This is a genomic window from Klebsiella africana (genome assembly GCF_020526085.1).
Taxonomy (GTDB): Bacteria; Pseudomonadota; Gammaproteobacteria; order Enterobacterales; family Enterobacteriaceae; genus Klebsiella; species Klebsiella africana.
In genome coordinates, this window is sequence record NZ_CP084874.1 from 4827050 (window position 1) to 4852812 (window position 25763).

At 57.3% G+C, this 25763-nt stretch carries 21 protein-coding genes and 1 pseudogene; 10 read left to right on the forward strand and 12 right to left on the reverse strand.

What is annotated here, in order from left to right; translation table 11 throughout:
• Window positions 1-11 precede the first annotated feature (11 nt).
• The gene (phnP, locus tag LGL98_RS23220) at window positions 12-770 is read left to right on the forward strand and encodes a phosphonate metabolism protein PhnP (protein ID WP_136029815.1); all 759 of its coding nucleotides are present in this window, start codon (window positions 12-14) and stop codon (window positions 768-770) included.
• 22 nt (window positions 771-792) lie between these two features.
• Here the strand turns inward: phnP and yjdP are convergent, their stop codons facing one another.
• Together yjdP and LGL98_RS23230 are read right to left on the reverse strand one after the other, a co-directional pair.
• Window positions 793-1146, reverse strand: coding sequence for a DDRRRQL repeat protein YjdP (yjdP, locus tag LGL98_RS23225; RefSeq protein ID WP_136029813.1), 354 nt, complete (start codon window positions 1144-1146; stop codon window positions 793-795).
• A gap of 70 nt (window positions 1147-1216) precedes the next feature.
• Window positions 1217-3502, reverse strand: coding sequence for an ATP-binding protein (locus LGL98_RS23230; protein WP_136029811.1), 2286 nt, complete (start codon window positions 3500-3502; stop codon window positions 1217-1219).
• A gap of 179 nt (window positions 3503-3681) precedes the next feature.
• Here LGL98_RS23230 and LGL98_RS23235 point away from each other — a divergent pair, with 179 nt between their 5' ends.
• The 4 genes from LGL98_RS23235 to LGL98_RS23250 all read left to right on the forward strand — a co-directional run bounded on the left by LGL98_RS23235 (window position 3682) and on the right by LGL98_RS23250 (window position 8251).
• Complete coding sequence (locus LGL98_RS23235) at window positions 3682-5202, forward strand: sugar ABC transporter ATP-binding protein (protein ID WP_136029809.1); 1521 nt, start codon at window positions 3682-3684, stop codon at window positions 5200-5202.
• Window positions 5199-6197, forward strand: coding sequence for an ABC transporter permease subunit (locus LGL98_RS23240; protein WP_002885172.1), 999 nt, complete (start codon window positions 5199-5201; stop codon window positions 6195-6197). The genes LGL98_RS23235 and LGL98_RS23240 overlap by 4 nt, the downstream gene beginning before the upstream one ends.
• A 30-nt stretch (window positions 6198-6227) precedes the next feature.
• A complete protein-coding gene (locus LGL98_RS23245; protein WP_002885156.1) occupies window positions 6228-7169 on the forward strand; it encodes an ABC transporter substrate-binding protein in 942 nt (313 codons plus the stop codon).
• A 74-nt stretch (window positions 7170-7243) separates the two neighbouring features.
• On the forward strand, window positions 7244-8251 hold the full coding sequence (locus LGL98_RS23250) for a carbohydrate kinase family protein (protein WP_136029807.1): 1008 nt from the start codon (window positions 7244-7246) through the stop codon (window positions 8249-8251).
• Between the two features lie 124 nt (window positions 8252-8375).
• Here LGL98_RS23250 and LGL98_RS23255 read toward each other — a convergent pair whose 3' ends face one another.
• The 3 genes from LGL98_RS23255 to LGL98_RS23265 form a co-directional block, all read right to left on the reverse strand.
• On the reverse strand, window positions 8376-9293 hold the full coding sequence (locus tag LGL98_RS23255; protein WP_136029805.1) for a nucleotidyl transferase AbiEii/AbiGii toxin family protein: 918 nt from the start codon (window positions 9291-9293) through the stop codon (window positions 8376-8378).
• A gap of 5 nt (window positions 9294-9298) precedes the next feature.
• The gene (locus LGL98_RS23260) at window positions 9299-10057 is read right to left on the reverse strand and encodes a type IV toxin-antitoxin system AbiEi family antitoxin (protein ID WP_136029802.1); all 759 of its coding nucleotides are present in this window, start codon (window positions 10055-10057) and stop codon (window positions 9299-9301) included.
• Between the two features lie 85 nt (window positions 10058-10142).
• Window positions 10143-10871 carry a response regulator gene (locus tag LGL98_RS23265; RefSeq protein WP_136029801.1) on the reverse strand — a complete coding sequence of 243 codons (729 nt, stop codon included), beginning with the start codon at window positions 10869-10871 and terminating at the stop codon, window positions 10143-10145.
• Window positions 10872-11143: 272 nt separating this feature from the next.
• Here LGL98_RS23265 and fdhF point away from each other — a divergent pair, with 272 nt between their 5' ends.
• Window positions 11144-13291: a formate dehydrogenase subunit alpha gene (gene fdhF / locus LGL98_RS23270; protein WP_136029799.1), complete on the forward strand. Its 2148-nt coding sequence runs from the start codon at window positions 11144-11146 to the stop codon at window positions 13289-13291.
• Window positions 13292-13520: 229 nt separating this feature from the next.
• Complete coding sequence (locus LGL98_RS23275; protein ID WP_136029797.1) at window positions 13521-14207, forward strand: tetratricopeptide repeat protein; 687 nt, start codon at window positions 13521-13523, stop codon at window positions 14205-14207.
• A 34-nt stretch (window positions 14208-14241) separates the two neighbouring features.
• Here LGL98_RS23275 and gltP read toward each other — a convergent pair whose 3' ends face one another.
• The gene (gltP, locus tag LGL98_RS23280) at window positions 14242-15555 is read right to left on the reverse strand and encodes a glutamate/aspartate:proton symporter GltP (RefSeq protein WP_012543161.1); all 1314 of its coding nucleotides are present in this window, start codon (window positions 15553-15555) and stop codon (window positions 14242-14244) included.
• 111 nt (window positions 15556-15666) lie between these two features.
• A pseudogene (locus LGL98_RS23285) lies at window positions 15667-15867 on the reverse strand (hypothetical protein).
• A gap of 100 nt (window positions 15868-15967) precedes the next feature.
• On the opposite strand from LGL98_RS23285, the gene acs reads away from it, so the two are divergent.
• From acs to actP, 3 genes are all read left to right on the forward strand, one after another.
• Window positions 15968-17926: an acetate--CoA ligase gene (gene acs, locus LGL98_RS23290; RefSeq protein WP_136029795.1), complete on the forward strand. Its 1959-nt coding sequence runs from the start codon at window positions 15968-15970 to the stop codon at window positions 17924-17926.
• A gap of 183 nt (window positions 17927-18109) precedes the next feature.
• Window positions 18110-18421, forward strand: a complete 312-nt coding sequence (locus LGL98_RS23295; RefSeq protein ID WP_004177812.1) for a DUF485 domain-containing protein — start codon at window positions 18110-18112, stop codon at window positions 18419-18421.
• Entirely contained in the window at window positions 18421-20073 is a 1653-nt protein-coding gene (gene actP / locus LGL98_RS23300; RefSeq protein WP_136029906.1) for a cation/acetate symporter ActP, read from the forward strand. The genes LGL98_RS23295 and actP overlap by 1 nt, the downstream gene beginning before the upstream one ends.
• A 46-nt stretch (window positions 20074-20119) precedes the next feature.
• On the opposite strand, the gene LGL98_RS23305 is transcribed toward actP, so the two are convergent.
• The 5 genes from LGL98_RS23305 to LGL98_RS23325 are packed head-to-tail and all read right to left on the reverse strand — an operon-like array spanning window position 20120 to window position 25668.
• Window positions 20120-21217 carry a type 1 fimbrial protein gene (locus tag LGL98_RS23305; protein ID WP_136029792.1) on the reverse strand — a complete coding sequence of 366 codons (1098 nt, stop codon included), beginning with the start codon at window positions 21215-21217 and terminating at the stop codon, window positions 20120-20122.
• A gap of 20 nt (window positions 21218-21237) precedes the next feature.
• On the reverse strand, window positions 21238-21789 hold the full coding sequence (locus LGL98_RS23310; protein ID WP_136029790.1) for a fimbrial protein: 552 nt from the start codon (window positions 21787-21789) through the stop codon (window positions 21238-21240).
• A gap of 38 nt (window positions 21790-21827) precedes the next feature.
• Window positions 21828-24407 carry a fimbria/pilus outer membrane usher protein gene (locus LGL98_RS23315; protein ID WP_136029788.1) on the reverse strand — a complete coding sequence of 860 codons (2580 nt, stop codon included), beginning with the start codon at window positions 24405-24407 and terminating at the stop codon, window positions 21828-21830.
• Window positions 24361-25050 carry a fimbrial assembly chaperone gene (locus LGL98_RS23320; protein ID WP_136029786.1) on the reverse strand — a complete coding sequence of 230 codons (690 nt, stop codon included), beginning with the start codon at window positions 25048-25050 and terminating at the stop codon, window positions 24361-24363. The genes LGL98_RS23315 and LGL98_RS23320 overlap by 47 nt, the downstream gene beginning before the upstream one ends.
• A 60-nt stretch (window positions 25051-25110) precedes the next feature.
• A complete protein-coding gene (locus LGL98_RS23325) occupies window positions 25111-25668 on the reverse strand; it encodes a fimbrial protein (protein ID WP_165931844.1) in 558 nt (185 codons plus the stop codon).
• Window positions 25669-25763 lie beyond the last annotated feature (95 nt).

The window sequence follows — 25763 nt, forward strand, 5'->3', positions numbered from 1 at the left end:
AAGGTGACACGATGAGCCTGACAATCCGTTTAACCGGCACCGGCGGCGCCCAGCTGGTGCCGGTCTTCGGTTGCGACTGCGCGGCCTGCCGCCGCGCCCGCCGCGAGGAAAATCACCGCCGCCGCCCCTGTAGCGGAGTGGTCATGTTCAACAGCGCCGTGACGCTGCTCGATGCCGGACGACCGGATTTGATGGAACATCATCCCGCCGGTAGTTTTCTGCAGGTGCTGCTGACCCACTACCATCTGGATCATGTACAGGGGCTGTTTCCGCTGCGCTGGGGAGTCGGCGCGTCGATCCCGGTCTATGGCCCGCCGGATGACGCCGGCTGCGACGATCTGCTCAAACACCCCGGTCTGCTTGACTTTAACCATACCGTCACGCCGTTTGTGATGTTTAACCTGCAGGGGCTGCGGGTGACACCCCTACCCCTTAATCACTCGAAGCTCACCTTTGGTTATCTGCTGGAGTCGGCCCACAGCCGGGTGGCCTGGCTCTCGGATACCGCCGGGCTGCCGGACAAAACGCTGAAGTTTTTACTCAACAACCGCCCGCAGGCGATGATCATCGATTGCAGTCATGAGCCGCGCGCGCAGACTCCGCGTAACCATAACGATCTAAACACCGTCCGCAGCCTTAACCAGGTGATTGGCTGTCCGCGCGTGATCCTCACCCATATCAGCCACCAGTTTGACGTCTGGATGATGGATAACCCGCTACCGACAGGTTTCGAAGCGGGCTATGACGGGATGGAAATCGTGCTAGATTAAGTGCTGGTCCGTTGCGGGGCGATCAGTAGCTATCATCCAGACGACGCTGGTCGCTTTCTAACTGACGACGATCCTGATCGAGCTGACGCTGGCGTTCATCCAGCTGGCGGCGGCGGTCGTCAAGCTGGCGCTGGCGATCGTTATATTGCTGCTGATTATCCCTACGCTGCTGACGGCTGCCCTGATAGCTGCCGTCATCATACCGGCCATCATCATCATATCTGTCGTCGTCATCGGAGCGGTTGCTACCCGGATTATAGGCGTCGTTAATGGCTTGCTGAATATTGCCGATCGCGTCGTCGATAATATCGGCGCGAGCGGCCAGGCTGGTCAGCGACAGGGTGCAAAAGAGCAGTGCGGTTGCGTAACGTTTCATCGGGGCCAATCTCGTCAGAGTCCTGCCGCTACCTTAATCAAGCGTACAACCCCCGAGTAGCGGAGGAATCTCAAATCCTCGCGTACGCCGCGCTCAGCGCCTGCGCCAGCTGGGCGCGGGTAAACGGCTTACGCAGCCACTCCACTTCCGGCAGGGCCGGATTCTGCGCCGGACGCAAATCCTGGCCGCTGATCAGCAGCACCGGCAACGCCGGAAAGCGGCGTCGGGCGGTATGGATCACGTCGGCGCCGCTCAGCGCGCCGGGCAGCATCAGATCGCTAATCAACAGGGCAATATCCGGCGAGGCCTCCAGCAGCTGCAGCGCCTCTTCACCGCTGGCGGTTTCCAGCGTCAGCCAGCCCAACTGATGCAGCTGTTCACACAGCGTCTGGCGGACATCCTCTTCATCTTCCAGCACCAGCGCCAGCCGTTCCCCCGCCGGGAGCGGCTCGTCCTCCGCTGACGCCACCGTCGTCTCAACCTCGGTCATCGCCCGCGGCAGCTGCAGCCGCACCGTCGTCCCCTGCCCCGGCGCGCTCTCCAGCGCCACCCGGCCGCCCGACTGGCGCACAAAGCCATACACCATCGACAGCCCCAGGCCGCTACCGCTGCCGGTGGCTTTGGTGGTGAAGAATGGTTCAAACACCCGGGCTTTCACCGCCTGCGACATCCCACTGCCATGATCGATCACCTCCAGGGCCACCATATCCTGCCGCTGACCGCTGCTGCGGGTGACCCGCTGATTCCAGGTGCGTATTTTGATGATTCCGTCGCGCCCGGCCATGGCGTCGCGGGCATTCATCACCAGATTGATCAGGGCGTTTTCCAGCTGGCCGACGTCTATCCATGCCGGCCACGCCGGCGACTGCGCCTCAATCTCCAGGCTTAGGTTCGCCGGCAGGGAGTGACGCATCAGCTCGCTGAGGTTCTCCAGCAACGGCGCCATCGCCACCGCCTGGGGATGCAGCGCCTGTTTGCGCGAGAAGGCCAGTAGCCGCTGGGTCAGAAGCGCCCCACGCTCCGCCGCCTTCAGCGCTCTGGAGAGTCGCGGGGCATCGCGCGCATCCGGCTCCACCAGCTCGAGGCTGCCGATGATCACCGCCAGCAGGTTGTTAAAGTCATGCGCCAGACCTCCGGTCAGCTGGCCGACGGCCTTCATCTTCTGGCTGTGCAGTAGCGCCTCCTCCAGCTCCTGGCGCTTAATCCGATCGATCTCCATCTGGGTGGTCTTCTCTTTCAGCAGCCGGGTGGTGTGCTCCAGCGACGCCGTATTGCGGGCGAAGACGTTAAAGGCCCGCGCCAGCTCGCCCAGCTCATCGCGCCGCTGCAGGGCCGGCACCGAGACGTTCGGCTCCCCCTGAGCCAGCCGCGACATCGCCCGCGAGATAGCGGTCAGGTTAGAGCCGAGATTACGGTAGATATACCACCCGGCGCAGCCGGTGATCGCCAGCGCCAGCAGCGCGGAAAGCAAAATAAACATGCTGATGGAGCGCAGCTCCCGATGGCTCTGCGCCGCCCGCTGCTCTGAGGCTTCCGCCACCCGGGTCACGTACTGATTGATGTCCTCGTTAAGCAACGCGACCAGCGCTTTGATGTGGTACATGTACCAGCTGATCGTCAGGTCGCTCTCCTCCAGCTGGGCCGACAGCGGGGCCAGCGTCGCCAGCTCCCGGGTGACGTCGGGCAGGAAAAACGCCAGCGCGGGATCGGCGCTATAGGTCGGCAGGTCTTCGCGCAGCTGGTCGAGCTGCAGAACGATCGACCGCGGCGTAACGGTATGGATCGCGGCCACGATCAGCCGGTCCATCTCGGCCAGCCGGCGTGGATCGATCGCCTTATCCCCGCCGCGATCGTTAAGATCGACGAGATGGCGCAGGTTGCTCTGATTCTGATAAAGCGAACTCAGCAGCGCATTGCGCTGCAGATGGCGGCGCTGGCCGCGCTCCAGCATCTCCGCTACGCTCTGCTGCAGTGCGTTGCTGCGGCGAATAATATTAGCCACCCGCGCCTGCTCCTGCTGCGCCAGCGGGGCCGCCGCCAGCTGGGCCAGCGAGTGCTTCAGCGCCTGCTGCGTCGCCAGCAGCCGTTCTGCTTCGCTTTTGTACTCCAGCGCCCCCACCACCTGCGACAGGCGCACCGCCGCCGTGGCGACATTCGCCGTGTCCCGCGCCAGATCCATACTGCCGCGCATGTCGTTAAGAGTCTGGCGCTGCACCTGCTCCTGCAGCTGGCTGGCGTGGTGAAAGCCAAACACCGCCACGCCGCTGACCAGCAGGGTGACCACGCCCATCAGCAGATTAAAGGAGAGCAGGCGGCCACGGGCGCTGGTGAAAAACGGGTGTCGGCGAGCGGTCATAGCAACTCCGGTGAAGGATCGGTCGGCAGATAGGCGTGACGGTGCAGAAAATGACGCCGCGTAACTGTGATCGCGGTTAACTATTTATCACTATGACAAATATGAATGGATTCTGACATTCTGCATTTATTTTCCGGTGGTGGACTGTAGCTATTGTTCTCATAGACAGGAGCGCCGCGATGACCGCCACCCCGGTACTGGAAATGCGCCATATCGCCAAAGCTTTTGGCAAATTCTACGCGCTGAAGGGCGTCGACCTGACGGTCTGGCCCGGCGAGATCCATGCCCTGATGGGGGAGAACGGCGCCGGAAAAAGCACGCTGATGAAGATCCTCGCCGGCGCCTATACCGCCACCAGCGGCGAGATCCTGATCGACGGAAAACCGCAAACCATCCGCGGCCCCAAGGACGCGCTGGCCGCCGGGATCACGTTGATCTACCAGGAGATGCAGCTGGCGCCGAACCTGACCGTCGCGGAAAACATTTTCCTCGGCAGCGAGCTGGCGCGCGGTGGTCTGGTGCAGCGTAAAGCGATGCTCAGCCAGGCGCAGGCAGTGATCGACCGTCTCGGCGCCCAGTTCAAAGCCAGCGACCGGGTGATGACCCTGACCATCGCCGAACAGCAGCAGGTGGAGATTGCCCGCGCGCTGCACCGTAACAGCCGCATTCTGGTGATGGATGAACCTACCGCCGCCCTCTCCTCGCGGGAAACCCAGCGCCTGTTCGATCTCATCCTGCGTCTGCGCGATGAGGGGATGGCGATTATCTATATCAGCCACCGCATGGCGGAAGTGTATGAGCTTTCCGACCGGGTCAGCGTCCTGCGCGATGGGCAGTATGTCGGCAGCCTGGTGCGCGACAAGCTCAACGCGCCGGAGCTGGTGCGCATGATGGTCGGTCGCCCGCTCAGCGATCTGTTCAATAAAGAACGTGACATTCTCCGCGGCCAGCCGCGCCTGCGGGTCGAGGATCTGACCGATGGCGGCAAGATTAAGCCCAGCAGCCTGGTGGTGCATGCCGGCGAAATCGTCGGCCTCGCCGGGCTGGTCGGTGCCGGGCGTTCCGAACTGGCGCAGCTGATCTTCGGGGTGCGCAAAGCCACCGCCGGGGTGATTGAGATCGACGGCGAGCCGGTGGTGATCCACTCGCCGCGGGAAGCCATCGACCTCGGGATCGGCTTTCTGACCGAAAACCGCAAAGAACAGGGGTTGTTTCTCGAACTGGCCGCCCAGGAGAACATTACTATGGCGACGCTGGAGCGCGACGCGACCTGGGGGATGCTCAACCGCCGGAAGGCGCAAACCATCTCCGATGACGCCATCCAGCTGCTTAACATCCGCGTGCCGCACGCCCAGGTGCGCGCCGGCGGGCTGTCCGGCGGCAACCAGCAGAAATTATTGATTTCACGCTGGGTGGCGATTGACCCGCGCATTCTGATCCTCGATGAACCCACCCGCGGCGTCGACGTCGGCGCGAAAAGCGAGATTTACCGCATCATGAACGACATGGCGCGCCAGGGCGTCGCCATTCTGATGATCTCCAGCGAGCTGCCCGAAGTGGTGGGCATGAGCGACCGGGTCTATGTAATGCGCGAGGGCACTATCGCTGGCGAGCTACAGGCCGGCGATATCAGCCAGGAAAGTATCATGACGCTGGCCACCGGCGTGAACGACTCTCACCTTAAGGCAGGGCAACTATGAGCATACCGAAAGAGACCTCCGCGCCGGTCGCGAAATCCGCTTCGGCGAAAAAAATGTTGATGGGCGACCTGATGCAGACCGTCGGCATTCTGCCGATCCTCATCCTGATCGTCGCCGTTTTCGGCTTTATCGCCCCCAACTTTTTCACGGAAAGCAATCTGCTGAATATCACCCGCCAGGCCTCGATCAACATTGTGCTGGCGGCGGGAATGACTTTCATCATCCTCACCGGCGGCATTGACCTCTCCGTCGGCTCCATCCTTGGCACCACCGCGGTGGCCGCGATGGTGGTGTCGCTGATCCCGGCGTTTGCGTTGCTGTCGATTCCGGCGGCGCTGATGCTCGGCCTGCTGCTCGGCCTGTTCAACGGCGCGCTGGTCGCCTTCGCCGGGCTACCGCCATTTATCGTCACCCTCGGCACCTACACGGCGCTGCGCGGCGCCGCCTATCTGCTGGCCGACGGCACCACGGTGATCAACTCCGATATCAGCTTTGAGTGGATCGGCAATGACTACCTCGGCCCGGTGCCGTGGCTGGTGGTCATCGCCCTGGCGGTTATCGCGGTGTGCTGGTTTATCCTGCGCCGCACCACCCTTGGGGTACATATCTATGCGGTGGGCGGCAACATGCAGGCGGCGCGGCTGACCGGCATCAAAGTCTGGCTGGTGCTGCTGTTTGTTTATGGCATGAGCGGCCTGCTCTCCGGCCTTGGCGGGGTAATGAGCGCCTCGCGGCTGTACAGCGCCAACGGCAACCTCGGCGTCGGTTACGAGCTGGACGCCATCGCCGCAGTCATTCTCGGCGGCACCAGCTTCGTCGGCGGCATCGGCACCATCACCGGTACGCTGGTGGGGGCGCTAATTATCGCCACCCTCAACAACGGCATGACCCTGATGGGGGTCTCCTACTTCTGGCAACTGGTGATCAAAGGGGCGGTGATCATCATTGCGGTGCTGATCGACAAATACCGTACCCGACATCATCAAAGTGCATAACAACACCATCTTACCTGCGAGGAAAAGCGAATGCGTTTAAAACCGATAGTGACCGCGCTGTGTGCTGGCGCGCTGCTGGCCGCCTCCCCTTTTGCATCGGCCAAAGAGCTAAAAGCGATTGGCGTGACGGTGGGCGACCTTGCCAACCCGTTCTTTGTGCAGATCACCAAAGGGGCGGAGCTGGAGGCCCGCAAGCTGGCGGGGGATAACGTCAAAGTGACGCTGGTTTCCAGCGGCTACGATCTGGGCCAGCAGGTGGCGCAGATCGATAACTTTATCGCCGCTAAAGTCGATATGATCATCCTCAACGCCGCTGATTCGAAAGGCATTGGCCCGGCGGTGAAGCGGGCCAAAGAGGCCGGGATCGTGGTGGTGGCGGTTGACGTCGCCGCCGAAGGGGCCGACGCCACCATCACCTCCGATAACACCCAGGCGGGCGAGCTGGCCTGTAAATACATTAGCGACCGCCTGAACAACAAAGGCAACGTGGTGATCATCAACGGGCCGCCGGTCTCCGCCGTACAAAACCGCGTTGAAGGCTGCGAAACGGAGTTCAAAAAACACCCGGATATTAAAATCCTCTCCGCCAACCAGAACGCCAAAGGCAGCCGGGAAGGCGGCCTGGAGGTGATGACTTCCCTGCTGGCGGCCAATCCGAAGATTGACGGCGTGTTCGCGATCAACGATCCGACGGCGATTGGCGCCGATCTGGCGGCGAAACAGGCGCAGCGCAGCGAGTTCTTCATCGTGGGCGTCGACGGCAGCCCGGACGGCGAAGAGGCGCTGAAGCGTAAGAACTCGCTGTTCGTCGCCACCCCAGCGCAGGATCCACAGGTGATGGCGGCGAAGGCGGTGGAAATTGGCTACGACATCCTGCAGGGCAAACCGGCACCGACCGCACCGGTACTGATCCCGGTGACGATGATCGACAAAAATAACGTCAGCTCTTACAAAGGCTGGACCGTGAAATAAGCGCAACCCGGCGCACAATCGTTCCGCCGATTGTGCGCTACGCTTAACGAGTATGACGGCGCGGAGTAGCGATCATGGAACGGAAAGGCATTATTGCCGCAGGCAACATGCTGGTCGATCATGTCCACCAGATCAGGCAGTGGCCGGAGCGCGGCTGGCTGGTGGAAATTATACATAGCGAACGTGCCACCGGCGGCGCGCCGCTGAATGTCCTGCTGACCCTGGCTAAAATGCATGCCGGACTGCCGCTGCAGGCGGTTGGCCTGATTGGCGAGGATAACGATGGCGACTACATTACCGCCATGCTCGATCAGTACCATATCAATCGCCAGCTCGTACAGCGCACCAGCTCCGCCCCCACCTCGATGACTCAGGTGATGACCGACGCCGACGGTCAGCGTACCTTCTTTCACTCTCCCGGCGCCAACCGACTGCTTGACCTCCCGGCCTTTGAGCCGCTGGATGCGCCGCTGAAAATTTTCCATCTCGGCTATCTGCTGCTGCTTGAGAGTCTCGATCGCTCCGATAAAGTGTACGGCACCCGCAGCGCGCGACTGCTGGCGCAGATGCGCGAGCGAGGCTATGAAGTGTCCCTCGACCTGGTGTCGCGCAAAGGCGATCCGCACTACCGCCCGCTGGTCCTGCCAGCGCTGAAGCATCTTGACTATCTGACCATCAATGAGCTGGAAGCCAGCGAGTTTAGCGGGCTGGAGATCCGTTTACCCAACGGCGAGCCGCACGTCGCCAATATCGCCCGCGCCGCCAGCGCATTGCTTGACGCCGGCGTACGCCAGCGGGTAGTGATCCACTGTCCGGAGGGGGCATGGGGCGTGTCCCGTACCGAAGACGGGCGCTGGGTACCGTCATGGCGGCTGCCGCCGGAAGAGATTATCGGCAGCGTCGGCGCCGGGGACGCCTTCTGCGCCGGCCTGCTGTACGGCAGCCACGAACGCTGGCCGTTAACCGACAGTCTGCAGCTGGCCCACGCCTGCGCCAGCGCCAGTCTGCAGGCCGCCAATGCGATCGACGGCGCCAAAACGCTCCCTGAGCTGCAGGCGTTTATTCAGTTGCAGAATGGTTAGATCGAGTAGATCCCGCTATCAGGGCGATGCCACAGGAGAACGACGTATCATGGCGAGAAAAGGGATACGGTTTATTCAAATCACGTCTGTTTTACGCTGAGTTCAACAACGGCGAACCAAATAACTAACTGCGACACTCGGCCAGCACCTTTTCCAGTTTTGCTAATGACTCAGCGCGTTTTATCGCTGGCATCTGATGAATATTGCGCAATTTCCACTGCACGGCAGGTAAATCCTGAATACGCATTTCCGGCGCTAAACGCCAGTCTGGTTCGCCTCGTTTAAATGACAGCAAAAAATCAACATCCTGTTGCGTGAAACAGGATTTTAACGCAGCAATCATCCTGTTGGGGACTGCTGTCAGTTCCTCCAGGCCTATCGTCTCAAATGTCATCCCACTGAACTCACGGTAAAAGGGTTCAGCAATATCTTTCCAGCGAGGACTCAGCACTTCAGCCAGAGGCCGATTATGGCTCAGTAGATACGCGATAAACCCATTGAAAATGGGACGGTCAAGCTCCCGCGCATCAAGAAGTAATTTCACATCATAAAAATCTCTGGGATGCTGGCGATCCAGCGCCGCGCATAATTTTCCACCGTAGAGGTCAGGCAACGAAACCACTGCAAGGCTGGCATAGCCAAAAACGTCTTCTACCGCCCCCACCACTTCTCGCTCCTGCGGTGGATATAATGTCCCCCGGGCGACCGGTGAGACCTCTATCTTTATTTGTGCGCTATCGGTAGTAACAATAACACGCATCTCATCGGAACGATTGGCTTGTAATACAGCGCTCATACCTGCCTGTTGTTGCAGATTGTCGGCAATACGTGCAAGCGCATCCCGTATATGAGGTAAAGCGATCGCTCTGCTTTCCAGGGGCACCCAGGCGAGGTCGATATCCACCGATAATCGAGGGAAATCGCGGATAAAAAGATTGATGGCCGTGCCACCTTTCAGCGCAAATTCCCGTTCGACAGCAACATAGGGTAAAACCTGCATTAGCAGAGCAACCTGCCGATAATAGGGCGCCTGTATATCCATATTTTTTATTCCTTTTGAAAGCGTTCAGGCACTGTGATTTGGTATTGAGCATTGAACTTGCCATTTACCACGATTTGCCGTTTGCCCGCTCCCAGATCGATTTTTTGGCTATCGATTCGTTTGAACCAGCCATGCTCGTAAAAACTGGCGAAGAAGAGATACAAACGCTTGGCCTGCACAGACTGGCTGACAGAAAGCAGATACTCTACTTTACGAGGATTAAGATTAACCAGCCCCTGGAAAAGCTCTGCAGCGTGGTTAAATGAGAGGGTCCCCGGTACCGCGCTCAGCAACTCGTAAGCAGCCAGTTCTGGCGCACTGCCGATGAGTATTTTCCCTTTTACATCAAGCGTTACACGGTATCTATCATCCAGCACCGGCAGTTTTTTCCCCGATATGACTATCCACTCCACACCCGGAAATTCCCTGAACCATTTCGGCAGCAGCGCTTTATTTTCCACACTAAGCCAGCACTGGTTTTGTTTTAGCTGTAGATAGTGTGAACGGCCCAGCCAGACTAAGCTACTGAGCCCCGCAACATACACCGGAGCGGCAAGCTGATTTTGCAAACATGCTAATGCATCGTTCCACTCCGGCTCACGTCCCGCACGCGCGTATACGCCGTTACCTCGTTTTTTTAACCAGCCACTTTGCGTGTATTTAAAGGCCAGAGAGGGCGAGATGGCATGCTGGCTTAACCAGGACTGAAGGATCACATCTCCGGGAGCGCTGTTTTGCAGCAGCCAGTTTAATTTTGTTGGCATAGATTAACCCAGAGTGTCACTTTAATAAAAAAAGTAAACTCCCTGCGCCAAATAAAGTCAACAGCGGGTTGGCAGCAAACCCACCTTATGCCGCTTTCTCGCTGTGGGTCACGTCGGCGGAAAACACATAGCCCAGACCGCGTAGGGTTTTAATCAGCGTCGGCTGATGCGGGTTTAACTCGATTTTGCGCCGCAGGCGCATGATCAGCACATCGATGGTCCGGTCGAATACCTCGGTGCTTTCGTTATGGGTCAGCGCCAGCAACTGTTCGCGATTCAATACCCGGCGCGCGTTCTGCGCCAGCGCCAGCAGCAGGCCGTATTCTCCCTGGGTCAGCGGGATCGCCTGCTGCTGCGGGTTATACAGTTCACAGCGGGTGGTATCCAGCCGCCAGCCGTTGAATGTCAGGCCAGCAGCGGCGCCCGGCACCTCGCTGGCCAACGCCCCACTACGCCGCAGCACCGCCTTTACCCGGGCCACCACCACCCGCGAGCTGAACGGTTTGGCGATGTAATCATCGGCCCCCATCTCCAGGCCCACCACCACATCAGACTCACTGCCCAGACCGGAGAGCATCACCACCGGCAGCTCCGGCCGCGTGCGCTGCAGCTGCTGGAGCACCTGCAGGCCATGGGTATCCGGCAGGATCATATCCAGTAAGACCAGCGCGATATCCACCCGCTGCGTCACCGTCGCCAGCGCGTCGTTGCCGGTCTGGCTGACCAGCACGTCAAACGCGTGCGTGCCGAGCACATCGCTGAGCAGTTCGCCCATCTCCCTGTCATCATCCACCACTAAAATGACTGGTTTCATTTTTGCCTCTGCCCGCCGGTAATTAGTGTCAGTCTGATCGATTCTGCAAGGCCGCGCCGACAAATTCCTCTCCCGGTGACATTTTTTCAAGCGCCGTCACATCTCCAGCGTATCGACACGTCAAATCTGTCGACAGGCTGTTTTTCGTCAGCATTTCGCCCAAAAAAGCCACGTATCATCAAGGAATACCCACAGTGAAAATATGGCATAGAAGATGCATAGTGTCGGCGCGATAGCGCAAACGCGCCCATTGAATAACTGGAGCAAGACCGATGAAAAAAGTCGTCACGGTTTGCCCGTATTGCGCATCAGGTTGCAAAATCAACCTGGTGGTCGATAACGGCAAAATCGTTCGGGCTGAAGCGGCGCAGGGGAAAACCAACCAGGGAACCCTGTGCCTGAAGGGCTATTATGGCTGGGACTTCATTAATGATACCCAGATCCTGACGCCGCGCCTGAAAACCCCTATGATCCGTCGTGAACGCGGCGGCAAGCTGGAAGCTGTCTCCTGGGACGAGGCGCTGGATTACGTCGCCACCCGCCTCAGCGCCATTAAAGCCAAATATGGCCCGGATGCGATCCAAACTACCGGCTCCTCCCGCGGCACCGGTAATGAAACCAACTATGTGATGCAAAAATTCGCGCGCGCCGTTATTGGTACCAATAACGTCGACTGCTGCGCTCGCGTCTGACACGGCCCTTCGGTTGCAGGTCTGCACCAGTCGGTCGGTAACGGCGCTATGAGTAATGCCATCACGGAGATCGATAACACCGATCTGGTGTTTATCTTCGGTTACAACCCGGCGGATTCCCACCCTATCGTGGCGAATCACGTCATTAACGCTAAACGCAACGGGGCGAAAATTATCGTCTGCGACCCGCGCAAAATTGAAACCGCGCGCATCGCCGATATGCACATTGCGCTGAAGAACGGCTCGAACATCGCGCTGCTCAACGCCATTGGCCACGTGATTATTGAAGAGGATCTGTACGATAAAGCCTTCGTCGCCAGCCGTTCCGAAGGCTTCGAGGAGTATCGCAAAATCGTCGAAGGCTACACGCCGGAGTCGGTGGAGGAGATCACCGGGGTCAGCGCCCAGGAGATCCGCGCCTGCGCCCGGATGTACGCCAGCGCCAAATCCGCCGCCATCCTGTGGGGCATGGGTGTGACCCAGTTCTATCAGGGCGTGGAGACGGTACGGTCGCTGACCAGCCTGGCCATTCTCACCGGAAACCTCGGCAAGCCGAGCGTCGGCGTCAACCCGGTACGCGGCCAGAACAACGTTCAGGGCGCCTGTGATATGGGCGCGCTGCCGGATACCTATCCGGGCTATCAGTACGTCAAGTTCCCGGAAAACCGCGAGAAATTCGCTAAAGCCTGGGGCGTGGAAAGCCTGCCGGCGCATACCGGCTATCGCATCAGCGAATTGCCGCATCGCGCGGCGCACGGTGAAGTGCGGGCGGCGTACATTATGGGTGAAGATCCGCTGCAGACCGACGCCGAACTCTCGGCGGTCCGCAAAGCGTTCGACGATCTGGAACTGGTTATCGTCCAGGACATTTTCATGACCAAAACCGCCTCCGCGGCCGACGTCATCCTGCCGTCCACCTCGTGGGGCGAGCACGAAGGCGTGTATACCGCAGCGGACCGCGGCTTCCAGCGCTTCTTTAAAGCGGTGGAGCCGAAGTGGGACCTGAAAACCGACTGGCAGATCATCAGCGAAATCGCCACCCGGATGGGCTATCCGATGCACTACAACAACACCCAGGAGATCTGGGATGAGTTGCGGCATCTGTGTCCGGACTTCTACGGCGCCACCTACGAGAAAATGGGTGAGCTCGGCTATGTCATGTGGCCGTGTCGCGATGAGTCCGACGCCGATCAGGGGACGTCGTATCTGTTTAAAGAGAAGTTCGATACCCCGAACGGGCTGGCGCAGTTCTTCACCTGCGACTGGGTCGCGCCGATCGATAAGCTTACCGACGAGTACCCGATGGTGCTGTCGACGGTGCGCGAAGTCGGCCACTACTCGTGCCGTTCAATGACCGGTAACTGCGCGGCGCTGGCGGCGCTGGCAGATGAACCAGGCTATGCGCAAATCAACACCGCCGACGCCGAACGGTTAGGCATCGAAGATGAAGCGTTGGTGTGGGTCAATTCGCGTAAGGGGCGCATCATTACCCGTGCGCAGGTCAGCGATCGGCCGAATAAAGGCGCGGTGTACATGACTTACCAGTGGTGGATCGGCGCCTGTAACGAGCTGGTCTCAGAGAACCTGAGTCCGATAACCAAAACGCCGGAGTACAAGTACTGCGCAGTCAACGTTGAACGGATTGCCGATCAGCGCGCGGCAGAACAGTACGTGATCGATGAGTACAACAAGCTGAAAGCTCGCCTGCGCGAAAGCGCGATGGGTTAAGGTTCGGCGGTCTGACCCGGCTCGCGCGATGCGTAGGCCGGGTCAGGCGCAGCCGCCATTCGGCACATAAACGGCTCCGTGTTCGCAGTCTGCCGCCCGGCGGCGCTGCGCTTGCGCGGGCCTACGGTCAGGTAGCGCAAATCGGCCCTACCTACCGATACCCACCATTTTCTTCTTTTTCGCCTCCCTTTATACTGCGCGCTATGTTCCTTACTGATAATAAATACAAATGAAATACCTCTATTTATTTCTACTGGTTTTCACCAGCGGCGCAGCGGTGGCCACCGAACCCGGCAGTCAGTATCAACAGCAGGCGGAAGCCGGCGATCGACGCGCGCAATATTACCTTGCCGACACCTGGGTCAGCTCCGGCGATTATCAAAAAGCCGAATACTGGGCGCAGAAAGCGGCCGCCCAGGGCGATGGCGATGCGCTGGCGCTGCTGGCGCAGCTCAAAATCCGTAATCCCCAACAGGCGGACTACCCACAGGCCCGCCAGCTGGCGGAAAAAGCCGTCAAGGCCGGCAGTAAATCCGGGGAGATCGTTCTGGCGCGGGTGCTGGTCAACCGTCAGGCTGGCGCCACCGACGTAGCGCACGCCATCACGCTGCTGCAGGATGCCGCCCGGGATAGCGAAAGCGATGCGGCGGTGGACGCCCAGATGCTGCTGGGGCTGATCTACGCCAGCGGCGTGCACGGCCCGGAAGATGATGTGAAAGCAAGCGAATACTTCAAAGGCAGTTCATCACTTTCCCGCACCGGCTATGCCGAATACTGGGCCGGCATGATGTTCCAGCAGGGAGAGAAAGGCTTTATCGAACCGAATAAGCAGAAGGCGCTGCACTGGCTCAACGTCAGTTGCCTGGAGGGGTTTGATACCGGCTGCGAAGAGTTTGACCGGATCAGTAAAGGATAAGAAAAAGCCCGGCGCTCGCGCCGGGCTTTGTGTTTTATTGGGCGGTTTTATCAAACTTGCCCAGCACTTCGCGTTCATACGCCAGCGCTTTTTTGCGGTCGAACTTATGCTCCCACTTGGCGATAACCAGCACCGCCAGCGCATTACCCACCACGTTCAGCGCGGTACGCGCCATGTCGAGGATACGGTCGACGCCGGCAATAAAGGCAAGGCCTTCCAGCGGGATCCCTACGCTACCCAGGGTTGCCAGCAGTACCACGAAGGAGACGCCCGGCACGCCGGCGATCCCTTTCGAGGTCACCATCAGGGTCAGCACCAGAGTGATTTCCTGCCAGATGGAGAGGTCAATACCATACAGCTGGGCGATAAAGATCGCCGCGATGCTCTGATACAGCGTTGAACCATCGAGGTTGAAGGAGTAACCGGTCGGCACCACAAAGCTGGTGATCGACGCCGGCGCGCCGTAGGCTTCCATCTTCTCGATAATGCGCGGCAGCACGCTCTCCGAACTGGCGGTAGAGTAAGCCAGAATCAGCTCATCTTTCAGGATGCGGATCAGGATCCAGATGCTCAGACCGCACAGACGCGCGACAATCCCCAGCACCACCAGCGCGAAGAACAGGATCGCGAAGTAAACCAGCAGCACCAGCTTGGCCAGCGGCCACAGCGAGGCGAAACCAAAGGTAGCGACGGTCACCGAAATCAAGGCGAATACCCCGATCGGCGCATAGCGCATCACCATGTGGGTGACTTTAAACATGGTTTCGGAGATGGAGCGAAAGACCGTCACCAGCGGCTCACGGTGGGTCGCCGGCAGCGAGGAGAGCCCCAGACCGAACAGCACCGAGAAAAAGATAATCGGCAGCATATCGCCTTTCGCCATCGACGCCACGATATTGGTCGGCACCAGCGACAGGATGGTGCCCATCAGGCCGTGCGCATGGCTCTGCACTTCGGCAGTAGTGCTTTGGTATTTCGAAATATCAACCGCCGCCAGCTGCGACATATCAATGCCCGTTCCCGGCTGGAAAACGTTGGCCAGGGTGATACCCAGCACAATCGCCACCGTGGTGATCACTTCGAAATAGATAATGGTTTTGGCGCCGATCCGGCCTAACTGCTTGGCATCGCCCACGCCGGCGATCCCGACCACCAGGGTCGAAATGACAATCGGGACCACGATCATTTTAATCAGATGGATAAAGATATCGCCCGCCGGCGTCAGCAAATTGCTAATTAACCAATCGCGACTTTCGGCGTGGTAATGCAGATAACTGCCCAGAAGGATACCCAGCACCAGGGCTAGCAAAATTTGCCAGGCCAGACTGACTTTTTTTGTTTTCTTCACTACTGACTTCCTCAATGAAAGGCACCATTCCTTTTCGTCATGGTACCCACTGCAGGGGGTATGAATTGTGTTGCGTTGCTTTGTAGGGTTATTTAACGCGCAATATCAGTATCATTTGCACGGCATGCTGTGCAAGCCTTTAAGAACAGGGCTTTCCTCTACTTTTATGCATAAAGCAGCGAATTTCCCCCAATTACATTGCATAAGTATTTGTAATAAAAAATATTTCACACCATCAGTTTCTATAAATTCATTTACGTAATTATTTCACTTCAAAGTTTCATTTGATGAAATTTCACTCAGTCTAATCATTGCGTGATCTGCCCCCCAATTAACAAACAAAGCTGTCAAAACCCCTACTCTTAACGTTTGTTTGACATATATTTAACAAGTTCAAAGGAGAAAAAAAGCCATGAGCCAAATTCACAAACACCCTATTCCCGCTAATATTGCGGAACGTTGCCTGATTAACCCGGATCAGTACAAGGCGCAGTACCAACAATCCATAACCGACCCTGATACATTTTGGGGCGAGCAGGGCAAGATCCTTGACTGGATGCGGCCCTATACCCGTGTAAAGAACACCTCCTTCGCACCGGGTAATATTTCCATCAAATGGTATGAAGATGGCACCCTGAACCTCGCCGCTAACTGTCTCGACCGCCACCTCGCCGAACGTGGCGATCAAACCGCCATCATCTGGGAAGGTGACGACGCCAGCCAAAGCAAGCACATCACCTACCGTGAACTGCATGCAGACGTGTGCCGTTTCGCCAATGTGCTGCTCGACCTCGGGATTAAAAAAGGCGACGTGGTCGCTATCTATATGCCGATGGTGCCGGAAGCCGCGGTGGCGATGCTGGCCTGCGCGCGCATCGGGGCGATCCACTCGGTCATTTTCGGCGGCTTCTCGCCGGAGGCGGTGGCCGGACGCATTATCGACTCCAGCTCACGCCTGGTGATCACCGCTGACGAAGGGCTGCGCGCCGGTCGCGCCATCCCGCTGAAGAAAAACGTCGATGACGCGCTGAAAAACCCGAACGTGAAAAGCATTGAACACGTGGTGGTCCTGAAACGCACCGGCGGCAACATCGACTGGCAGGAAGGCCGTGACCTGTGGTGGAGCGACCTGATGGCGAACGCCAGCGCCGAACACCGGCCCGTCGAAATGAACGCCGAAGATCCGCTGTTCATCCTCTATACCTCCGGCTCCACCGGTAAACCAAAAGGGGTGTTGCACACTACCGGCGGCTATCTGGTCTACGCGGCCACCACCTTCAAATACGTTTTCGACTACCATCCGGGCGATATTTACTGGTGCACCGCCGATGTCGGCTGGGTCACCGGCCATAGCTATCTGCTGTACGGCCCGCTGGCCTGCGGCGCCACCACCCTGATGTTCGAGGGGGTACCGAACTGGCCTACGCCGGCGCGCATGTGCCAGGTCGTCGATAAGCACAAGGTCAGCATTCTCTATACCGCCCCGACGGCTATTCGCGCCCTGATGGCGGAAGGCGACAAAGCTATCGAAGGCACAGACCGCTCCTCGCTGCGCATTCTCGGCTCGGTCGGCGAACCGATTAACCCGGAAGCCTGGGAGTGGTACTGGAAGAAGATCGGTAACGAGAAGTGCCCGGTGATGGACACCTGGTGGCAGACCGAAACCGGCGGCTTTATGATCACCCCGCTGCCGGGCGCGATTGAGCTGAAGGCCGGCTCCGCGACGCGTCCGTTCTTTGGCGTCCAGCCGATGCTGGTGGATAACGAAGGCCTGCCGCTGGATGGCGCCACCGAGGGCAACCTTGCCATCGCCGACTCCTGGCCTGGTCAGGCGCGTACCCTGTTCGGCGACCACGAGCGCTTCGAGCAAACCTACTTCTCCACCTTCAAAAATATGTACTTTAGCGGCGACGGCGCGCGTCGTGATGAAGATGGCTATTACTGGATCACCGGCCGGGTGGATGACGTCCTGAACGTCTCCGGACACCGTCTGGGTACCGCCGAGATCGAATCGGCGCTGGTCTCGCACCCGAAAATCGCCGAAGCAGCGGTGGTGGGGATCCCACATAACATCAAAGGCCAGGCCATCTACGCCTACGTGACGCTCAATCACGGCGAAGAACCGACGCCGGAGCTGTATGCCGAAGTGCGGAACTGGGTGCGCAAAGAGATCGGCCCACTGGCAACGCCGGATGTGCTGCACTGGACCGATTCGCTGCCGAAAACCCGCTCGGGCAAAATCATGCGCCGCATTCTGCGCAAGATCGCCGCGGGTGACACCAGCAACCTCGGCGATACCTCGACCCTCGCCGATCCTGGCGTCGTGGAAAAACTGCTCGAAGAGAAGCAGGCCATTACCATGCCATCGTAAGCAAGGACCGATTCCCTACACCCTCTCCCCCGCCGGGGAGAGGATAAAAATAAGTCCCTCCCCCAGGATTTCACTCGCAGGAACGCCGTCAGCAAAACCTGTCCCGGCTCCGACGCCGGAGGGGTTGCTGTCGCCAGCGTCTACCGAGTGGATGACGAAAGGGAGACCTCTGGAGACGCTAAGATGAATGAACAACTTTGTCAGCGGATAGAAAATAGTGCGCATTTCAGGGAGTTAGTTGCATCACGGCAACGGTTTGCCGCCATTCTGTCAGTGATTATGTTAGTGATCTACGTGGGCTTTATTTTGCTTATCGCCTTTGCACCCGGCTGGCTCGGCACCCCGCTGCACGCCGGAACCAGCGTCACCCGCGGGATCCCTCTGGGCATTGGCGTGATCGTCATTTCGTTTATCCTGACCGGTATTTATGTCTGGCGGGCCAATGGTGAATTCGACCGTTTGACCAAGAGCGTTCTCAACGAGGTAAAAGCATGATCAAGAGAGTCCTGACGGCGCTCGCCGCCACGCTGCTGCCCCTTGGCGCTCACGCCGCAGACGCCATTACCGGCGCGGTACAGCGCCAGCCGACCAACTGGCAGGCGATTGTCATGTTCCTGATTTTCGTCGCCCTGACGCTGTACATTACTTACTGGGCGTCAAAACGGGTGCGTTCGCGCAGCGATTACTACACCGCCGGCGGCAATATTACCGGCTTCCAGAACGGGCTGGCGATTGCCGGCGACTTTATGTCGGCAGCGTCGTTCCTCGGTATCTCCGCGCTGGTGTATACCTCCGGCTACGACGGGCTGATCTACTCGCTGGGCTTTCTCGTCGGCTGGCCGATTATCCTGTTCCTGATCGCTGAACGTCTGCGCAACCTTGGTCGCTATACCTTTGCTGACGTCGCTTCATACCGCCTGAAGCAGGGGCCGATCCGCACCCTCTCCGCCTGCGGTTCGCTGGTGGTGGTGGCCCTGTATCTGATTGCCCAGATGGTGGGCGCAGGTAAACTGATCCAGCTGCTGTTCGGCCTCAATTACCATGTCGCTGTGGTGCTGGTTGGCGTGCTGATGGTGCTCTATGTCCTGTTCGGCGGCATGCTGGCGACCACCTGGGTGCAGATTATTAAAGCGGTTCTGCTGCTGTGCGGCGCCAGCTTTATGGCCTTTATGGTAATGAAACACGTCGGCTTCAGCTTCAATAATCTGTTTACCGAAGCGATGGCCGTCCACCCGAAAGGGGCGGCGATTATGAGTCCCGGCGGACTGGTGAAAGATCCGATATCCGCGCTCTCTCTTGGTCTTGGCCTAATGTTCGGTACCGCTGGCCTGCCGCATATTCTGATGCGTTTCTTTACCGTGAGCGACGCCAAAGAAGCGCGTAAAAGCGTCTTCTACGCCACCGGTTTTATGGGCTATTTCTATATCCTGACCTTTATCATCGGCTTCGGCGCCATCATGCTGGTCGGCGCGAACCCGGCGTTTAAAGACGCGGCCGGACAGCTTATCGGCGGTAATAACATGGCGGCAGTGCATCTGGCGGATGCGGTGGGGGGCAATCTGTTCCTCGGCTTTATCTCTGCGGTGGCCTTCGCCACTATCCTGGCGGTAGTGGCGGGCCTGACCCTCGCCGGCGCGTCAGCGGTGTCGCACGACCTGTACGCCAACGTCTTCCGCAAGGGCGCGACCGAGCGTCAGGAGCTGAAGGTCTCCAAGATCACCGTGCTGATCCTTGGGGTCGTGGCGATCCTGCTGGGTATTCTGTTTGAAAATCAGAACATTGCTTTCATGGTCGGCCTGGCCTTCTCCATTGCCGCCAGCTGTAACTTCCCGATTATTCTGCTGTCGATGTACTGGTCGAAGCTGACCACCCGCGGCGCGATGGTCGGCGGCTGGCTGGGCCTGCTGACCGCAGTAATCCTGATGATCCTCGGCCCCACCATTTGGGTGCAGATCCTCGGCCATGAGAAAGCGCTGTTCCCGTATGAATATCCGGCGCTGTTCTCCATCGCCATCGCGTTCATCGGCATATGGGTCTTCTCCGTGACCGATAACTCACCGGAAGGGATGCGCGAGCGCGAGCAGTTCCGCGCCCAGTTTATCCGTTCCCAAACCGGGATTGGTATCGAACGCGGCCAGGCGCATTAATCGTCCTGGCCCTTCCCCGGCGTTGTCAGGGGAAGGGCCAGGATCCTCAGTTATAAGTGAAGGTGATTACCCCGGTGGCGTTGGCTGTCCCCGGGGTCACCGTACTCCCCGTCTTGTAATAGTTAGTGGAAAAGGCGAGCGTTTGCATGGCCGCTGCCCCGCCGGGGCTGTCGGGGTTGGTGAAATAACTATAACTGGCATCTGCACCACTGTTGGTCACCGTCGTTCGGTTTGAGGTATAAAGGCTGATATCAGTATTCAGCGGCAGCGCTTCACCTTTTAAATTTAACTGGACCCCCACACCGGTCGCCGCATTTGTCTCCGCCGTTAAGGCCATGACCGTGTTATCGGGATTATCCCCACTGGCTTGCGCGGCCACTACCCGCATTGAAACATTGGTTCCCGGCTCGCAGGAGAGAGTCAGGTACTCCCGCGCGCTGCCCACTTTTGTCGCGGTATTAAATTCGCTCGCGTTGACCGAGCCCATGGCAAAGTTGAGGCCACTACTGTTGGTAATACATCCCATTGGGATTAGCTGAATGCTGGTGGTACCGCTGATGTGGAGTCGGGAAATCGATACCGTGCTCTGTCTGTCCTTTGCCGATACTGTCGCCACCGGATCGCTAAATGATAATGTGCTATTGCTGGCAATGACCCCGCCAGTAGCCACCAGCTGCAGCTGGTACGCCGGAGTGTAATGTGTGGAAGCGTAATAATCGATAAAGCCTGAGGGCTTACCCAGATAATAATTCACATCCCCAATATAATGCACCTGCGAGTCGGGGCTGAAATCATCGGTATCACCGTCATATTCACCACTAATATTCAGCCACACTTTGACCCGAATACCGATCCCCTGCACCGAGGTGGCATAGATATTATCCCCGACTAGCGCCCCTGCATTGTTTGAAGACCAGGCAAATACCGCGTAAATACTCCCCTCACAGTTGGTCATTTCTGTTTGCGAGCGGGTAATTTTCCCTGAATCGTACAGTATCGTGCCTGCGGTGTAACTTCCGGCGTTAACCAAAATTTTTTCCGGCAGGTTAGTCATTGAGACATCACCATAATTCACCCCGCCACATATCGCCCAGCTGTAGGAGGGAACCAGTATCATCATGAATAGCAAGATTAGTTTTTTCATACCCTTCCCTGTCGAAAACATTATTTGTATGCCACATCAAACGTGGCGGTAAAGCCGACGATACCGGGGCTCACCTGACCGTAGGGCGCATACATGCGTGCCACCATGTCAAACGTATGTACATCCGTCTCGTTAACCAAGGTATAGAGATACTGATCGCCGGGGCCCAGCGGCTGCTGGTCGCTCATGCTGAGCAACTGCAAACCGACGCCACTGGCACCATTGCTGCCAGTCTGGACGTTTTTATAAATTGAAGCGTGGGTGCTATCGAAGCTGGTACCGCTAAATGCGATCGTCACCGCCGACGCATCGGCGGAACAGCGGGTAAAAACCAGCTTAACCGGCACGCTGGCTCCGCTCGCCCCGGCATGTCCGGAGAACGTCTGCGAGGAGACGGTGCCTAAATCGATACTGTTCGACGGCTCCACGGCCACCTCGCAGGAAGGCGCCTCGATGGTGCCCGTGACGTTAAAATTGATCGTGCTGCTGCCCTCATAAGCCCGCGCCGGAAGGGAGAGCAGCAAAAGGCTGGCCAGTATAATGCCCCCTGTGCCATATTCTCTCGTATTCATATCAGCCCTCTTCTTTCCCTGTTGAACACGTGCATCCATCACCGACATTTGGCCTGATAAAACAGAATATCGTCGCTGAGGGCGATGCTGGAAAAGTCATAATGAACGATGCATTGCTCACTGCTTTTTTCTCCCCAACGCGCTAACAGCTGGCCTTTTTTCTGCAGCCCCGTCAGATATACCTGCCCCTCATCACCAACGATATTGCTGCGCGACGCGCTACCGTGATCATTATCGAGGGTCACCAGCGCGCCGAAAGGCACCACGCCGCCGCGAGTGCGCAGGGTGAGCATCGCCTTATAGCCAATTCGCGTGTCGTACTTCACTTTGACGATCGCATTGCGCGTCGGAACCACCGTTCTGGCGACGTTATCCACTTCTGCGCCGGGTACTTCCTGTTCATCCAGTGCCAGGCTGTTACGATGATACGGACGGACGTAAGGCACCACTGCATATCCGGCGGCATCCGTCGTCACGTTTGTCTGACCGCGCACTGTCACATCGCTGACGCCAGGCGTTTCGACCAGCGCAGAACTCTCGCCAAGAAAGCGTGATAACGTGAGTCCGCCCGCATGGGCGACCATGCCCCCGCGCAGCGAATAGTTGTAGTGATTGCTGTAGCGGTCGTAGCCATAGCCGCCAGCTACGTCGCCTTTTGAGCCCTGGTAGTTGACGTTGAGGTTGCCGGAGGTGCTTTTATCCTGCGTGTTGTACCCTTCCAGTACGCTCCAGTTCAGGGAACGATCCTCGAACGCCGAGCCGTTGAGTCCCACGCTATGTGTCGTGTCATTATGGCGGCCATGGTTCATGGTGTAATTTGCGGAGAGCGTATCTCCGAGCGGGATGCTTAACGTTAGAGAGACGACCGTATCGCTGGATGGCCGGTTATTGCTGCTGTCATCGGTGCTTTGCACATTGCGGTTATAGGAATAGTTAATAAAGTAAGACGCTTTACCGATCGACCCGCTATATCCCACGCCCACCGATTCCATGCGCGAGCTGTCCCAGAAGGTCTCATTGACCAACGAAAGTGAGAGCGAGCCATAGCCGAATAACGTCTGCGACAACGAAGCGTCAAACCGGCCCTTCGTTCTGCCGCTCTGCATACAGCAGTCGCCCTGCGTGGAGGAGTTATCGACAAAATCCTGAAACGAATAGTATCCCGAGGTGGAGTAGCGGTAGCCGGCCACGGAAAAGCTGGTCCCCGTCTCGAGAAAACTTTTACTGAAGCGGACGCGATACGATTGCCCCTGTTCTTTATTTGTCGAGGTAGCCGTTTCGCTCGCTTTAACATCAGCCCATGACTGAGAGCCATCAAACGACAGCGCACCGATAGTACCGAGGTTAAAGCCAGCGCCGAAAAGTACATTGGTGTATTTATCTTCCGCCTGCTGAAAACCGGTATAGAGGGTAACGTTGCTGGTTACCCCATAGGCCAGGGAAGACTGAATAAAGTTATATTCTTTATCGTCAGAGCTGCCCGATCGCGTCCTGCCGCTGCTCAGCGCATAGTCCAGTTGCCCCTCGCGCTGCAGGATCGCCAGCGAGGCGAAAGGCACCACAAAGTTTTGCTCGCTGCCGTCCGATTCTTTAACGGTGACGTACAGATCGCCGGCGCTACCGGTGGCGTACAGATCGTTAATTTCAAAGGCGCCTGGCGCCACGGTGGTTTTATAGATGCTGTAACCGTTCTGATAAACCGAAACTTCGGCAGTCGTGCGCGCGATACCTCTGATCGTGGGAGCGAAGCCATGCTGGCTATCAGGCAGCATCTCTTTATCCGAACTAAGCTGCAGACCGGTAAAGCTCAAACTGTCGAAGATGCCGGAAGAGGTATACGTATTACCGACCACCAGCTGGCTGCGCAGAGTATGAATATCGCGGGCGAGATAGGAGTAAACCGACTCCCAGCGGCTATTATTGTCGCTGTGGCTATAGGTGCTGTAGTTACGCAGGCGCCATGGACCCAGATTTACTCCAGGCTGTAGGCTGACAAACTGACTGTCGATAGTGGTGCCGTTATGCCGTGGCGCATTGCGCTGCCCGGTGACACTATAGTTGAGCAGACCGGCGTTGATCCCCTGCTGCCACTGGCTCTCGGGAATATAGTCTCTGGGGCGATTCAGCATGGCGGCCTGGGGGACGGTAAAATCTATCCGCTGCTGAGCGAGCGTCACCGTAAACATTATCCCTGGGATCGCCGACAATCGCGCGCAGGTTTCCCTTTCATTGAACAATTGCGGATAGGCAGCGGTATTGACGAGCCATGAATTTAGCAGTTCCCCGGAAAGACAGGGAGAAACGGCCGCGCTGGCGTCATTTTCATTTTTCTGAAACGTCAGCGCTTCGGAGCCGACATATTTATCATTGATGTACACATCCAGATGGTAGGTTCCCGGCGGGACGCCATCTTGCGAAAAATAGGACAAGTCCACCGAAGTCGCAGGATCCTCAGCGACTTCGAGTAAATTCGGGTTGAAATATTCGCCGGCCTCAGCGCGAGAAGACAGGGTACTCAGACATAAAACAATAACGACGCAAATACTTTTGGCTGAAAAAAGCAGCTCTACGCTACTGAATGATAGCGGTATATTTTTTCCCTGACATACCATAATCATTAATCACGCTCCATGTGATCTCTTTTTTTCCTGTGGCGGACAAGTTACTCTGCACGGGTATCTTTAAAGTAGAAAACGGGGCAACAAACCATGCGCCAGAAATATTTTTACCGTTAAAACTGACCTGCGAGAAATTCATATACAGCGGCGAACTATTTTTTACCGTTACGGACGTCCCGTCTTTTCCCCACTGTAATTTGTCGGCATAGGCGTCCGGTGTATTACCTTTTAATGTGGCGGGTCGATAAATCAATTTTATTTTCGAATTAATCGCAAACTGCACGACATTTTTATCAGGAACATATTCTGTTGCCGGGATCCCTTTAATATTGAGCCAAAACATCGATTCGCGATCGTCGGGTAATTTCTTGCCTGATCGAACTACACGGACAAATCCTTTCTCCCCGGCTTTGAGACGAAACAGCGGCGGCGTAATAATAAATGCGTCTTTGGCGGGTGAGGCGGCATCGACCACCGAGAGCCAGGACTGGACGATATTGCTGTTATGATCTTTATTCTCAACCGTTATTACAGCGTTATTTTTCGTACCATCAAACACCAGACGCGTACCGCCAACGACCACGCTGGCCTGCGCGAGGGAAGAAGACAGCAATAAACCGATCGCAAAAAAAGGATATCTCATATGTTTAATTAAAGGGGAATAGCAGGCGATTCCCCTTTCTCCATTCAACAAAAAGCCGAATTAATGATAGGTCACGTTATAAGTTACGGTTGTCTGAACGGTACCTTTCGTCGGATCGGCGTCACCCGATTTCACCATTTTAACGGTGAACGGAATGGTAGCGGCACCCGAAGAGATATCAACATCCGAACCCTCTTCGTTATTCTTCATCACATTGCCCGCTTCGTCGAAAAGGGCCACAGCGACGCCGGTTGCTGGCTCATCAGTCGCCTGGTTTTTAAAATAATCGCTGTTCGCGGTATCAGAAACACCGCCAAAAGTGACACGTGCGATACTGTTGCCACCTTCTTCCGCGGTCGGGCAATCAGCTAAGCTAAAGGAGAAGTTCTTGGCAGCGCCGAAGGTATACGCTTTCAGATCGGCCACTGAGGTGGTGCCCATATCAATAGCCGTTACGCCGCCATCAATGGTCGCCGTACAGGTCGTATCGGAAACAACACCATTAAAGGTAATGGTGTTATCAGCCTGAGCAACGGTAGACAGCACGCTGCAGGCAGAGAAAATCAGGGCACCCGCCAGAAATTTTTTACTCATCTTCATATTTATTCCCATATCCATTATAAACGACAATCAGTCCGTCAATTGCTTTATGCAGCGATATTAGAGAATGAAATTCAAGCAGCGCGGCGTCATGCATGTATTTACATGACATA